This is a genomic window from Demequina muriae, from assembly GCF_030418295.1.
Lineage (GTDB): Bacteria > Actinomycetota > Actinomycetes > Actinomycetales > Demequinaceae > Demequina > Demequina muriae.
Genome location: NZ_JAUHQA010000001.1, coordinates 942,577 through 955,212, shown reverse-complemented (window position 1 = coordinate 955,212; position 12,636 = coordinate 942,577). Strand labels below are relative to the sequence as shown.

Annotated in this window: 12 protein-coding genes and 1 pseudogene; 12 read left to right on the top strand and 1 reads right to left on the bottom strand. The window is 70.5% G+C overall.

Annotation, left to right across the window (positions count from 1 at the left end; genetic code table 11):
* Positions 1 to 57 precede the first annotated feature (57 nt).
* Positions 58 to 1,506 carry a C40 family peptidase gene (locus tag QQX02_RS04425; RefSeq protein WP_301141499.1) on the top strand — a complete coding sequence of 483 codons (1,449 nt, stop codon included), beginning with the start codon at positions 58 to 60 and terminating at the stop codon, positions 1,504 to 1,506.
* A 223-nt stretch (positions 1,507 to 1,729) separates the two neighbouring features.
* On the top strand, positions 1,730 to 2,308 hold the full coding sequence (locus tag QQX02_RS04420) for a hypothetical protein (RefSeq protein ID WP_301141497.1): 579 nt from the start codon (positions 1,730 to 1,732) through the stop codon (positions 2,306 to 2,308).
* 27 nt (positions 2,309 to 2,335) lie between these two features.
* Here QQX02_RS04420 and QQX02_RS04415 read toward each other — a convergent pair whose 3' ends face one another.
* Complete coding sequence (locus QQX02_RS04415) at positions 2,336 to 2,860, bottom strand: inorganic diphosphatase (protein ID WP_301141495.1); 525 nt, start codon at positions 2,858 to 2,860, stop codon at positions 2,336 to 2,338.
* A gap of 64 nt (positions 2,861 to 2,924) precedes the next feature.
* Between QQX02_RS04415 and dacB the strand changes: the two genes are divergently transcribed.
* From dacB to QQX02_RS04370, 10 genes and pseudogenes are all read left to right on the top strand, one after another.
* A complete protein-coding gene (gene dacB, locus QQX02_RS04410; RefSeq protein WP_301141494.1) occupies positions 2,925 to 4,346 on the top strand; it encodes a D-alanyl-D-alanine carboxypeptidase/D-alanyl-D-alanine endopeptidase in 1,422 nt (473 codons plus the stop codon).
* 66 nt (positions 4,347 to 4,412) lie between these two features.
* Complete coding sequence (tilS, locus tag QQX02_RS04405) at positions 4,413 to 5,408, top strand: tRNA lysidine(34) synthetase TilS (RefSeq protein ID WP_301141492.1); 996 nt, start codon at positions 4,413 to 4,415, stop codon at positions 5,406 to 5,408.
* Between the two features lie 47 nt (positions 5,409 to 5,455).
* On the top strand, positions 5,456 to 5,992 hold the full coding sequence (hpt, locus tag QQX02_RS04400) for a hypoxanthine phosphoribosyltransferase (protein WP_301143660.1): 537 nt from the start codon (positions 5,456 to 5,458) through the stop codon (positions 5,990 to 5,992).
* Positions 5,993 to 6,227: 235 nt separating this feature from the next.
* Positions 6,228 to 6,362 (top strand): annotated as a pseudogene (locus QQX02_RS13410) (type IV toxin-antitoxin system AbiEi family antitoxin domain-containing protein); the annotation flags it as partial.
* Between the two features lie 204 nt (positions 6,363 to 6,566).
* Positions 6,567 to 7,118, top strand: coding sequence for a putative endonuclease domain-containing protein (locus tag QQX02_RS04395; RefSeq protein WP_301141489.1), 552 nt, complete (start codon positions 6,567 to 6,569; stop codon positions 7,116 to 7,118).
* Between the two features lie 108 nt (positions 7,119 to 7,226).
* Positions 7,227 to 9,245 carry an ATP-dependent zinc metalloprotease FtsH gene (ftsH, locus tag QQX02_RS04390; protein WP_301141486.1) on the top strand — a complete coding sequence of 673 codons (2,019 nt, stop codon included), beginning with the start codon at positions 7,227 to 7,229 and terminating at the stop codon, positions 9,243 to 9,245.
* Positions 9,246 to 9,255: 10 nt separating this feature from the next.
* Complete coding sequence (gene folE / locus QQX02_RS04385; protein ID WP_301141484.1) at positions 9,256 to 9,948, top strand: GTP cyclohydrolase I FolE; 693 nt, start codon at positions 9,256 to 9,258, stop codon at positions 9,946 to 9,948.
* 6 nt (positions 9,949 to 9,954) lie between these two features.
* A complete protein-coding gene (folP, locus tag QQX02_RS04380; RefSeq protein ID WP_301141482.1) occupies positions 9,955 to 10,776 on the top strand; it encodes a dihydropteroate synthase in 822 nt (273 codons plus the stop codon).
* A gap of 4 nt (positions 10,777 to 10,780) precedes the next feature.
* On the top strand, positions 10,781 to 12,106 hold the full coding sequence (gene folK, locus QQX02_RS04375) for a 2-amino-4-hydroxy-6-hydroxymethyldihydropteridine diphosphokinase (RefSeq protein WP_301141480.1): 1,326 nt from the start codon (positions 10,781 to 10,783) through the stop codon (positions 12,104 to 12,106).
* 8 nt (positions 12,107 to 12,114) lie between these two features.
* On the top strand, positions 12,115 to 12,588 hold the full coding sequence (locus QQX02_RS04370; RefSeq protein WP_301141479.1) for a DUF3180 domain-containing protein: 474 nt from the start codon (positions 12,115 to 12,117) through the stop codon (positions 12,586 to 12,588).
* Positions 12,589 to 12,636: the final 48 nt, after the last annotated feature.

Below are 12,636 nucleotides of genomic sequence, written 5' to 3'. Positions count from 1 at the left end.
GGCGTTTACTCTTTGACAGGTGAGTCTCATGTGATGCATGTGACACATGTGACAACGATGGATCTTCAGAAGGCAGGCGACATGTCGCGATGGCACACGCTCCGCCGTGCACCCCAGTCGGTGGGCACGATGGGGCTCGTGATCGCGCTCGCGTTCACCGCGCTCGTGGCCTTCCCCATCGCGCCTGCCCGCGCCGCTGACTACCCGGGCGAGGACGAGATCGCTGCCGCTCAGGCCGCCGCCTCGGACGCCGCCACCGGAGTCGCCCAGCTCGATGCCGCGATCGCCCAGCTCGAAGACGCCTTGCACCAGGCCGATGTCGCCGCGCGCCTCGCCGACGAGGACTATCACCTCGCCCAGGATGCCGCGGTGGCCGCCGAGCGCCAGCTCTACGCCGCCAACAACCGCGCCGATGAAGCCGACGCCGCACTGGCAGAGGCCAAGACCGGGCTCGCCGCCGTCGCGATGGCGTCCTACCGCAACGCCGGTTCGATGGGAAACATCGAGGCGATCGTGAAGTCCGACGGGTTCGACGAGGTCATGACCCGTACCGAGGGGCTCGCCCGCGCATCGGCCGATGCCGACTCGACCGTGCAGCAGGTCCAGGCCGCCGAAATCGTCGCCGCGACCACGCGCGAGTACGCCGAGCAGGCCGCGGTGACCGCCGAGAAGGCAGCCGGGGACGCCGCCACCGCGCTCGAGACCGCCAAGGGCGCTCGCGAGTCCGCCGAACGTGCGGTCGGAGACGCCGCGACGGCACGTGCCGCGGCGGTCACGCGACTGGCAGAGATGCGCGGGGTCACCGCGGAGCTCGAGCAGGAGCGACAGAACGGACTCGCCTCGGAGCGCGCGGCGCGACAGCAGGCCCAGTTCCAGGAGGAGCAGGAGCGCGCCGAGCAGTCGACGCCGCCCCCCGCGTCGGACAGCGGTGGCTCGAACAACAGTGGCTCGAACGGGGGCGGCTCATCGCCGATCGACAACCCCGTGACGCCTGCGCCGAACCCCCGCCCCACCGAGACTGCGGACCCCGAGCCGCAGCAGCCGTCGAACCCTGACCCGGCTCCTGAGCCCGAGCCGGAGCCGGAGCCGGAGCCTGAGCCCGAACCGGAGCCCACGAACTCGTGGCGCTCGAGCGCATCGCAGGGCTCTCGAGCCGCCTCGCACTCGCTGACGCTCAAGGGCGCCCCGTACGCATGGGGCGGCAATGGCCCGGCCTACGACTGCTCCGGGCTGACCTCCGCCTCATGGCGCACAGCCGGGATCTCGATCCCGCGCTCGTCGGGCACTCAGTACGCCGGAGTCTCGAAGCTGCCGTACTCGCAGCTGCGCAAGGGCGACTTGGTGTTCTGGGGATCGAACCGCAGCGCATCGGCGATCTATCACGTCGCGATCTACATCGGCAACGGCCAGATCATGGAGGCCCAGACCCACGGCAAGCCTGCGCAGCAGCGCAGCCTGTACTCGTGGGCCGTCGGCGACATGATGCCGTACATCGGCCGCCCGTAGTCCGTTCGCGCCACCAGGCCGGGCCGCGCATCGGCCCTGTGCTCGTGCACCGCTGCACCGCCGGGCGGCGCGTGTTCGACTCCCGGGCCGACACGCCCGGCTCTCCGCGACACGCCGAGACGTTTCGACATGAGATGTCTCACTTCGTGGGGGTTTCCTCGTCATCACCTGCGGCGCCGACCGTCCCACGTGGTGAATCTGATCCCCGCGAGAAAAGGTCCCCATGATCGAGTCACGAATCCCGCATCCTGTCGCTGCCGATGGGCTGACGGGCGGAGCGCTGTGGCGTCGCCAGGCGTTGAGAGTCGTGCACTCCGCGCCGGTGGGTGCCGGTCACTCCGCGGTGCCGGGCGTCAGCCCCGCGACGGGGCACGTGCGCATTCGGCCGGACCGCACCTTCGCTCAGCACGGACTGCTCGGCAGGCCTCACACGCTCGTGGTGACCGTCGGAGTCGAGCACTGGGACGTGGAGCACGGAGGCGCATCCGGCATCGACGTCACGTTCGACGTGCCGGCGGCGTGCCTCGCCCACGACAGCGCGTCAGCCGCGGGCTGGTGCGAGCCCGCCGAAGGATGGAGCTTCACCATCATGGCGCTGGACGATCGCGCCACCGTCGCACTCACGCATCACGGACGCGTGCCGGCCGGGGGGCTCGCCGAGGCGACCTTCCAGCTCACCCTGGCGGAGCGCGCCGAGCTGACGGATGGCCTCACGCTGCGAATGTGGAGCCGCACTCCAGGCGCGGGTCAACCGTCGCAGTCGAGCGCTGTCACCATCCCGGTGGACCGTCTGGCGCTGTGAGCGCCGAGCCCACGGACCCGGCTCGGGTCAGTGCCCGGCTGGCGGGTTGAGCGGGTTCATGTGCTCGAAGGCAGTGCCCTGGGCGCGCTCGAAGGAGCGCTGGATCTCGGCCTCTGCTTCGATGCGGCCCTCCCAGGTCGCGCCCTCGACGGACTTGCCAGGCTCGAGGTCCTTGTAGACCTCGAAGAAGTGCTGCACCTCGAGGCGGTGGAAGTCGGAGATGTCCGTGAGCTCCTGACGCCACGCCTGACGCTGGTCGCCCATGGGCACGCACAGCACCTTGTCGTCCACGCCGGCTTCGTCGCTCATGCGGAACATGCCGAGCGCGCGGCAACGGATCATGCAGCCGGGGAACGTGGGCTCCTCCAGCAGGACGAGCGCGTCGAGGGGATCGCCATCCTGGCCGAGAGTGCCGTCGATGAACCCGTAGTCGTCGGGATACCGAGTGGAGGTGAACAACATGCGATCGAGGATGATGCGGCCCGTCTCGTGGTCCACCTCGTACTTGTTTCGTGATCCCTTAGGGATCTCGATCGTCACATTGAATTCCATGTTCTACCTCGCGTCGGGGAGTGTGCTGCTGGGTACTAGTGTGTCGTAAGTCCGGAGGTGACGCGTGCGCAGGAAGGTGCTGGCGGGGATTCTTGTCCCCGCCGTCGTGATGGGTGGGGCTGGTGCCTACGCCGTCGCGGATGCCTACGACGTCGTCCCCGGGTGGATCACGGCGGAGCCCGTCCCGGTGGCGCCCGCCCCGTTCCTCTCGCCGCTGCCCGTCTCCGCGGCCTCGGCCCCCGCATCGGCCGTCTCCGTGGTGAGCGCCGATGCGCCACGTCCGTCCGCGGACTACGTCCAGTCGCTCGCGGAGGCGGTCCGCGCTGACGAGCGCACGGGCACGTCCACGAACGTGTCGGTCGTGGACGTGGTGACCGGCGACGTGCTGGCGGACCTCGACGCCGATGACGTGCAGGTGCCCGCCTCGTCGACGAAGCTGCTGACCGCCGTGAGCGCCATCGCCGATCTCGGTCCCGACCACCGCATGACGACCACCGTGACGTGGGAGCCGGCCGGACGCGTCGTGACGCTCGTCGCGGGCGGCGACATGATGCTGGCGGCAGGGGAAGGGCACGGCGGGGACGGCGTCGACGCGAACGGATACGCCGGCATCGCCGATCTGGCCGATGCCGTGGTCCTGGCGGCACCCGACGTGCTGTCCGGCGGTGCCGTGACGATCGCCGTGGACGACACGGCCTTCGAGGGTCCCGCGGTGAACCCCGACTGGCCCCAGTACGCACTCGACAACGGATACGTCGTGGGCGCCACCGGTCTCGCCGTGGACGTCGCGCGCACCGGCGACGAGCAGTACTCGCAGCGCTATCCGGACCCGTCGATCGCTGCGGGCGATCACCTCGCGGCGGCCCTGTCCGAGCGGGGCGCGACCATCGCCGAGGGCGTGACGCGCGCCGCCAGCCCCGGCACCGCATCGGCCGTCGCATCGGTGCAGAGCGCGCCGCTGAGCGACGTCGCCCATCTGCTGCTGCGGGATTCCGACAACACGATCGCCGAGGTCGTCTCCCGCGTGCACGCGCTCGAGACCGACCGCCCCACGACGCCGGCGGGCGCGGCGCAGGCCACCATCGCGGGTCTGGACGGCATCGGTGCGCCGGTGCGCGGACTCGTGCTGCACGACGGTGCGGGCTTCTCCGAGCGCAACCGGGTGTCCCCGGAGCACCTGACGGGCGCCATCACCGCCGCGCTCGCCGCGGAGCCCACCCAGGATCTCCTCGACTGGCTGCCCGTCGGAGGCCTCGAGGGCACCGTCGGTTCTCGGTACGCCGACACGTCGGCGGCTGGCGCATTGCGGGCCAAGACCGGCTCGCTCACCGGAGTGACGGCGCTGGCGGGAACCGTGCAGACGGCCGATGGTCGGCTGCTCGCCTTCGCGATCCTCGCCGACGGGATGCCCTACGGCCCCGTCGCGCCCCGCGTCGCCTTCGACGAGATGGTCACGGCTTTGGCAGACTGTGGCTGTGAGCCCTAGCGGAGAGCACGGCCGCGCGCGGCACGGGAAGCCGGCCCGCGCATCGGCCGTGCCGGGGAGGCGTCGATGACCGGCCCCCACCCCTCGGTCGCCGCGCTGCGCACGGCGGTGCGCGCCGCCCTCGACCAGTCCGAGATCGGCACCCGCGTCTGGGTCGCGTGCTCGGGCGGGCCCGACTCGCTGGCGCTCGCCGCGGCGACGGCGTTCGTGGGCCGCAAGGAGGGCTACCTCACCGGCGCGATCATCGTGGACCACGGCCTGCAGAGCGACTCCGCGGCGGTGGCCGAGCGTGCGGCGGCAGAGGTTCGCAGGGCCGGACTCCATCATGTGTTCATCGAGACGGTGAAGGTGGGGCGCGAGGGGGGACTCGAATCGGCGGCCCGCAACGCCCGATACGCCGCGCTCAACAACCGCATGGACGCCGAGGGCGGGCTGTCGCCGGTGCTGCTCACGGGGCACACCATGGACGACCAGGCGGAGACCGTCCTGCTCGCACTCGCTCGCGGCTCGGGGGCACGGGCCCTGTCGGGGATCCCGGCGCGGCGCGGTCGCATCATCCGTCCGCTGCTGTCGCTGCGCCGCAAGGACACGATCGCCGCGTGTCAGGCGCTGGGGCTCGACCCGTGGCACGACCCGTCCAACTATGTGTCCGACGGGCCCAAGCGGTCGGCGCTGCGCACCAAGGTGATGCCCGCGCTCGTCGACGTCCTGGGCCCTGGCGTCGTCTCGGGCCTGGCGCGGTCGGCGGCGCTGCTGCAGGCCGATGCGGACGAGCTCGACCGGCAGGCGCGCTCCGCGATGGGGGCGAGCGTCTCCGAGGTGCGGGGCGAGGAGTGGCGGTGCGACATGCTCGCCGCCCTGCCGGACGCGATCCGTTCTCGCATGATCAAGATGCTCGCCGAGAACCGTGGCGCGGGCCCGTTGACGGCGGCCCACGTCGTCGCGATCGATCAGCTCGTCACCGGCTTCCGCGGACAGGGCGGCGTGGCCCTTCCCGGGGGCTACGAGGCGCGCCGTGAATATGGCAGGCTGGTCATCGCCCGCCCGAGTCCCCGCACCTGAGCACGCTCAGGACGCCCTGAGGAGCAGCCGTGGAACCCCAGTACGACATGGACGACTTCACCAAGGTGATCGTCAGCGAGAACGACATCTCTCGCAAGCTCGACGCTCTCTCGGCTCAGATCCGCGAGGACTACGAGGGCAAGGACCTGCTGCTCGTCGGCGTTCTCAAGGGGGCTGTCATGGTGATGGCAGACCTCGCGCGGCGCATGCCGCCCACGGTGCAGATGGACTGGATGGCCGTGTCGTCCTACGGCTCGGGCACCAAGTCCTCCGGCGTGGTGCGGATCCTCAAGGACCTCGACGCCGATCTGAGCGGGCGCCACGTGCTCATCGTGGAGGACATCATCGACACCGGCATCACGCTGCACTGGCTGCTGGGAAACCTGCGCTCGCGCGGCGCCGCCTCGGTCGAGGTGATGACGCTGCTGCGCAAGCCCGACGCCGTCCAGGTCGAGGTCCCGGTCAAGTACCTGGGCTTCGAGATCCCCAACGAGTTCGTCGTCGGCTACGGCCTCGACTACGCGGAGCGGTATCGGACGCTGCCGTTCGTGGCGATCCTCAACCCGGCGGTCTACGGAGACTGACCCCTCGGCCGCCGACCGAGCCCGCCCCGCCACGACAGTTTGAACCAAGACCCGTCCGAAGCCCTGCGGGTCGCGTGGATCTGACGCAGGTTACTCGGTGTGTCGGCCCGCGATTGGTGCAGACTGTCGGGGAGGGGCCCCGCGCGACGTCCACTGGCGGCGCTGACGGTGTTCTATCCACGGCCCGACGGGCAGCATCGCGCAGGCGTGATCCCCTGCGCGACAGGCTCGCGCGGTGGACCCCGTGCGAGCGCTGCAACGACGACGAGGCGTCGCGAGGTGGACTGAGCTCCAGCGAGCGGGCGTCGCTCGCAGCACGCTGCTGGATGCTTGCCGCGACGGCACCGTCCTCCGACCCCATCGCGGTGTGTTCGCACTCCCGTTGACACCTCGGCCGACCGTGCTTGCGAGTATCTTCCGCGGTGAGGTGTGCTGTCTGTCGTGGTGCACTGATGCCTCCCTGCCTGTCTACCCGAGTCCTGGGTCCGTCCATCTCGCGGTACCCCAACCGCGCGGGATGGGCCATGTCCGGCAGCGACCCGTGCGGGAGGTCGTCGTCCATCGTGTGCCAGCGATGCCGCGGACGGCCGCGGACCACATCGACCTCGCCGCGCTCTGCTGCGGACCGCGCGAACAACTCGCACTCATCGATGCCGCACTCCGGGTCGGGGCGCTCGACCTGCGTGCGATCCAGGGGTTCGTCTACGGTTCCTCCGACCGTCGTCGCTGGCTCGCTCGGATGGCCGATGCGCGGGCTGAGTCGCTCTCAGAGACGTGCGCACGGGTCGAGATGGTGGAGGCGGGCCTCACCGTGGTGCCTCAGTTCCGACTCAGCGGCGTGGGCCGAGTCGACTTCCTCGTGGAGGGCGTGGTGGTGGTCGAGATCGACTCGCAGGCGTTCCATTCGGGGGAGGAAGCGCGCGCCCGCGACGGCGACCGAGACCGAGCCGCGACGACTCAGGGGTATCCCACTTTGCGCTACATGTTCCATGACGCCGCGGAAAGGCCCCACGAGATCGTGGCGGACGTTGTTGCGACACTCCTGCGCATCGGCCGTCTATCCCCGACAGTTCGAACCAAGATCGCGGCAGCTGCGCGCGTGTCGGGTTGGCGGTCGCTCTTGTAGTCGGCGTGTCGCGCTTCGTTTGGTTCAAACTGTCGGACGGGAGCGTCCCCACGCCGTCAGCGAAACCTTGAAATCGGCCCTGCGCACTCGCGTAGGCTCTGTACCACCATGAAAAAGGCACTCACCCTGCGCCGCATCATCCCCCTCGTCCTGATCGCCGTCCTGGCGGGCTGGCTGGTGTCCTCGCTATTCGCGCCCGAAGTCAAGCGCATCGACACGTCGACAGGCCTCGAGATCCTCGATGCCGGGCTGGTCGAGCAGGCGAAGATCATCGACGGGGATCAGCGCGTGCAGCTGACGCTCGTCGAGAACTGGGCCGCGGAGCTCCCGGAGGACGCCCCCGAGGGCTGGGCCGACTACCCCGCCCAGATCGAGTTCTTCTGGACCGCGCCGCAGGGCGAGGAGATCGTCGATGCTGTCCGGACCGCGGCCCCGGAGGGCGGCTACGACTCCGAGGTGCCTCAGACCAGCATCTGGACGACGCTGCTGTTCACGTTCCTCCCGATCCTGCTGATCCTCGGCGTGATCCTGTACCTGATGTCGAGCATGCAGGGCGGCGGCGGCCGGCTCATGCAGTTCGGCAAGTCCAAGGCCTCACTGGTCACGCCCGACACCCCGACCGTGAAGTTCGACGACGTCGCCGGTGTCGAAGAGGCGGTCGACGAGCTGCGCGAGATCGAGGAGTTCCTCGAGAACCCGGCCAAGTTCCAGGCCGTGGGCGCCAAGATCCCCAAGGGCGTGCTGCTCTACGGCCCCCCGGGAACCGGAAAGACGCTGCTCGCGCGCGCCGTCGCGGGCGAGGCCGGCGTGCCGTTCTTCCACATCTCCGGCTCCGACTTCGTCGAGATGTTCGTGGGTGTGGGCGCCAGCCGCGTGCGCGACCTGTTCGAGCAGGCCAAGAAGAACGCCCCGGCGATCATCTTCGTCGACGAGATCGATGCGGTGGGTCGCCACCGTGGCGCCGGCATGGGCGGCGGCCACGACGAGCGCGAGCAGACCCTCAACCAGATGCTGGTCGAGATGGACGGCTTCGACGCCAACACGAACGTCATCATGATCGCGGCGACCAACCGCCCCGACATCCTCGACCCGGCGCTTCTGCGTCCGGGCCGCTTCGACCGCCAGGTGGGCGTGGACGCGCCCGACCTCAAGGGTCGTCAGAAGGTCCTCGAGGTCCACGCCAAGGGCAAGCCCATCGCCCCCGAGGTCGATCTGACCCTGATGGCGAGGCGCACCCCGGGCTTCACCGGTGCTGACCTCGCGAACGTGCTGAACGAGGCGGCGCTGCTGACGGCGCGCCGCGATCTCACCCTCATCGGCCCCTCCGAGCTCGACGAGGCGATCGATCGCGTCATCGCCGGCCCGCAGAAGCGCACCCGGATCATGAACGACCACGACAAGGCCGTGACGGCGTACCACGAGGGCGGGCATGCGCTGGTGGCTGCCGCCATGAACCACACGGACCCGGTCACCAAGGTCACGATCCTGCCCCGCGGCCGCGCTCTCGGCTACACGATGGTGATGCCGCAGGAGGACCGATACTCGAAGACCCGCAACCAGCTGCTCGACAACCTCGCCTACGCGATGGGTGGACGCGTGGCGGAGGAGCTGGTGTTCGGCGATCCCTCGACCGGCGCGAGCAACGACATCTCGCAGGCCACCGAGATCGCCAAGCAGATGGTCACGGAGTACGGCATGTCGCCCGAGGTCGGGTCCGTGCGCCTGGCCGGCAGCTCCGGCGAGGTGTTCCTGGGCCGCGACATGGGCCATGGGCGCGACTACTCGGAGACGCTGGCCGCGAAAGTCGACTCCGAGGTTCGCCAACTCATGGACAACGCCATGGAGGAGGCCACCAAGGCCCTCCAGGCGAACCGCGGAGTGCTGGACCAGCTCGCGACGGAGCTCCTCGAGAAGGAGACTCTCAACGAGAAGGAACTCGCGGAGATCTTCACCAAGGTCAAGCAGGTCGCCCGGCGCAAGCACTGGGTGAGCGGCGACTGGGCGCCCAAGACCGCGCCCCGCAAGAAGCCCGTGACCGCGCCGCCGCCACCCAAGGAGGAGCCGAAGGATGCGCTCCCGACCGAGTCCGTGGACGCCCCCATCGAGACTCAGGACGGCGCCGAGTAGCGTGGCGACCATGAGCGAGCAGTCACGCAGCGACCGGTCGGCCGATGCGGGGGTCGCCCAGCCTTCCCCGTGCGCCCCGAGCGGTACGCGCCACTCCCCGGTCGACGAGGAGCCCCAGCGTCCCGCATCGGCCGGGCGCGGCGTCGACACCGAGCGAGCCGAGGCCGCCGTCCGTGAGCTCCTGATCGCCATCGGCGAGGACCCGGACCGTGACGGGCTGAAGGACACCCCCGCCCGGGTCGCGCGCGCCTACGACGAGTTCTTCGCGGGTCTGACCCAGAACCCCGAGGACGTGCTGAGCGCGGTCTTCGAGCTGGGCCACGAAGAGATGATCCTCGTCAAGGACATCGAGCTGTACTCGATGTGCGAGCACCACCTGGTGCCGTTCCACGGGGTCGCCCACGTCGCGTACATCCCGGGCGAGGACGGCCGCATCACAGGACTGAGCAAGTTGGCTCGCTTGGTTGAGATGTACGCGCGCCGCCCTCAGGTCCAGGAGCGTCTCACGACCCAGGTCGCCGATGCGCTGGTGGAGCACCTCGGGGCCCGCGGCGTCATCGTCGTCGTCGAGGCGGAGCACCTGTGCATGTCGATGCGGGGGATCCGCAAGCCGGGCTCGCGCACGGTCACGAGTGCGGTGCGAGGCGTGATGCGCGACGTGGCGACGCGCGCCGAGGCGATGAGCCTCATCGTCGGGAAGTAGGCCGCCGTGACGCTCGTCATGGGCATCCTCAACGTCACTCCGGACAGCTTCAGCGACGGCGGTCGCTGGCACACGGCCGATGCGGCCATCGCCAGGGGGATGGCGCTCGCTGCGGAGGGCGCGGACATCGTCGACGTGGGCGGCGAGTCCACCCGTCCGGGCGCGACGAGGGTCGACCCTGGCGAGGAGGTCACTCGGGTGCTGCCAGTCGTGGAGGCGCTGGCGGGCGAGGGAATCACCGTGTCGATCGACACCATGCGCGCGCGCACCGCGCGGGCTGCGGTGGACGCCGGCGCGCGGTACGTCAACGACGTCTCGGGCGGGCTCGCGGACCCCGAGATGACGCGCATCGTGGCAGAGCTCGAGTGCGAGTACATCGCCGGGCATTGGCGTGCCTTCGATGACCAGATCGATGCTCCCGACGCGTTCGGGGACGTGGTCGCAGAGGTGCGCCACGAACTGCTCCAGCGCGTGCGCGCGTTCCAGGACGCAGGTGTCGACTCGAACCGCATCGTCATCGATCCGGGCCTGGGCTTCGGCAAGGGAACGGACGAGAACTGGGGTCTGCTCGCGCACCTCGACGTGCTCCGAGCGATGGGCCCGCGGATCCTGGTGGGCGCGTCGCGCAAGCGGTTCGTCGGCGCCGCGATCGCACGCGACGGCGTCCCCGACGCGGACCCCGCGGCGCGCGACCACGCCACCACCGCGATCACCACGCTGTGCGCCCAGCAGGACGTGTGGGGCGTGCGCGTGCACGATGCGAGAGCGGCGCGAGACGCCATCCAGGTCGTGTCCGCTTGGCAGAACGCGCTCGAACGGCAACGATGAGGCTATGACCACAGCAGCGAGGCCCTACGTCAGAGACGGCATCGAGTTCGACCAGATCGCGGTGCGCGGCATCCGGGTCTCCGGATATCACGGCGTCAACGCGAACGAGCGCGAGGACGGCCAGCTGTTCCTGGCCGACGTGGTCGTTCACGTGAACACCAGGACTGCCGCCGTCGGCGACGATCTGTCGCGCTCGGTCAACTACTCCGAGGTCGCGGACCGCACCGCGGAGATCCTCGCGGGCTCTCCGTTCAAGCTCATCGAGGCGGTGGCCGAGCACATCGCTCGCGAACTGCTCGAGATCGAGGGCGCCGAATGCGTGGATGTCACGGTCCACAAGCCGCAGGCGCCGCTGCACGTGGAGTTCAAGGACGTGACGATCACCATTCGCCGCGACCTGCGCGACGGCTCGCTCTCCGCGGACAAGCGCATCGGCTCCTCCGCGGGGTTCTCCGACGACCCGCTGGACCCGGGCGCCGGGCCGGCGCGCGACATCATGGACGAGCGCCCCGCACAGCCGGTGCCCGCCGTCATCGCGCTGGGCGGCAATCTGGGCGATGTCGAGCCGACCTTCCGCGAAGCGCTCGCCGCGCTGCATCGCGTCCCCGGGGTCGAGGTGCGCGCCGCCTCGCCGCTGGTGAGGTCCGTGCCCGAAGGCGGCGCCGATCAGCCCGACTATCTCAACGCGGTGGCCCGCATTCACACGTCGCTCGCGCCTCGCCAGCTGCTCGCCGCGTGCAATGGGATCGAGATGCTCTACGGCCGCGACCGCACGGTGCCGGGCTCGGCGCGCACGCTCGACCTCGACCTCATCACCTACGACGGCGTGACGGGGGAGAGCCCCGATCTCACGCTGCCGCACCCGCGTGCTCATCTCCGTGGGTTCGTCCTGCTGCCGTGGGCCCACATGGAGCCCGACGCGACGCTCGAGCCGTACGGGCGTGTCGCTGACCTGGCCCGCCAGGCTGCGTTCGACGGCGTGACGGTCGTCGGGCCCCAGTGGCCGCACGTCCCTGCGCCCGATGCGCTCTCACCCGCGTCCGCGCCGTCCGTCCCGTCCGCGCCGGCCCAGCGGTCCGCTGAGGCGACGCCCACGCCGCGCCTCGAGCCCGAGGTCGCCGACTGGCAGCCCGAGCAGCCTTCGGCCGCGTCGCCTGCGCCCGGCGCACCCGAGCCGAGCCAGGGCGAACACGCCCCCGAGCCCGGGCCCGAGCATCGGCCGAGCGCACCGTCCGCACCCTCGCAGCCCGGCGTGCCGCGCCGCGCCTCGTTCGGCGTGGCACGGCAGACTCCTCCCGCCGACGAGTCCGGCCACTCCGGGCACCAGTAGCCAGACTCTTGTCGTACCTCACGTGGCAGCGGCTCACGCTCGTGGCGCTGTGCTCTCTGGTGCTCACGTGGCTGGTGACGCTCGTGATGGAGCGCGGCGGCGCGACGCCTGAGCGCGTGCCGTGGACCGTGCTCGTCGTCTGTGCGGCGGCCGGCACCTCCGCGCTGTGGCTCGGCTGGCAGGTACGTCGCTACGTCAAGGGCGACAAGCCCGGTCTCGATCCCATTCGCGCGGCGCGCACCGCCGTGTTCGCGCAGGCGTGCGCGTACACCGGCGCGATCCTGGTGGGCGCCTTCGCCGGGTACGGGGTCGGGCTGCTCGACGAGTGGTCTCACGGACCGCGCCGCGAGGTCGTCATCTCGGCGCTGCTCGGGGCGGTCGCGGGTGGGGCACTGCTGGCGGCGGGCGCCATCGCAGAGCGGTGGTGTCGCCACCACGGCGACGATGATCGCGGCGACCGCACGGAACCCTCCACCGCCTGATCACGGGTCGGCGCGCGGCACGGTGCCGGCGGCTGGCAGACTGAGCCC

Coding starts and splice junctions, on each gene's coding strand:
- hpt (WP_301143660.1), top strand. CDS start 5,456: ATGGACGACTTCACCAAGGTGATCGTCAGCGAGAACGACATCTCTCGC.
- QQX02_RS04420 (WP_301141497.1), top strand. CDS start 1,730: ATGATCGAGTCACGAATCCCGCATCCTGTCGCTGCCGATGGGCTGACG.
- tilS (WP_301141492.1), top strand. CDS start 4,413: ATGACCGGCCCCCACCCCTCGGTCGCCGCGCTGCGCACGGCGGTGCGC.
- folE (WP_301141484.1), top strand. CDS start 9,256: ATGAGCGAGCAGTCACGCAGCGACCGGTCGGCCGATGCGGGGGTCGCC.
- QQX02_RS04415 (WP_301141495.1), bottom strand. CDS start 2,860: ATGGAATTCAATGTGACGATCGAGATCCCTAAGGGATCACGAAACAAG.
- QQX02_RS04395 (WP_301141489.1), top strand. CDS start 6,567: ATGCCGCGGACGGCCGCGGACCACATCGACCTCGCCGCGCTCTGCTGC.
- QQX02_RS04425 (WP_301141499.1), top strand. CDS start 58: ATGGATCTTCAGAAGGCAGGCGACATGTCGCGATGGCACACGCTCCGC.
- folK (WP_301141480.1), top strand. CDS start 10,781: ATGACCACAGCAGCGAGGCCCTACGTCAGAGACGGCATCGAGTTCGAC.
- ftsH (WP_301141486.1), top strand. CDS start 7,227: ATGAAAAAGGCACTCACCCTGCGCCGCATCATCCCCCTCGTCCTGATC.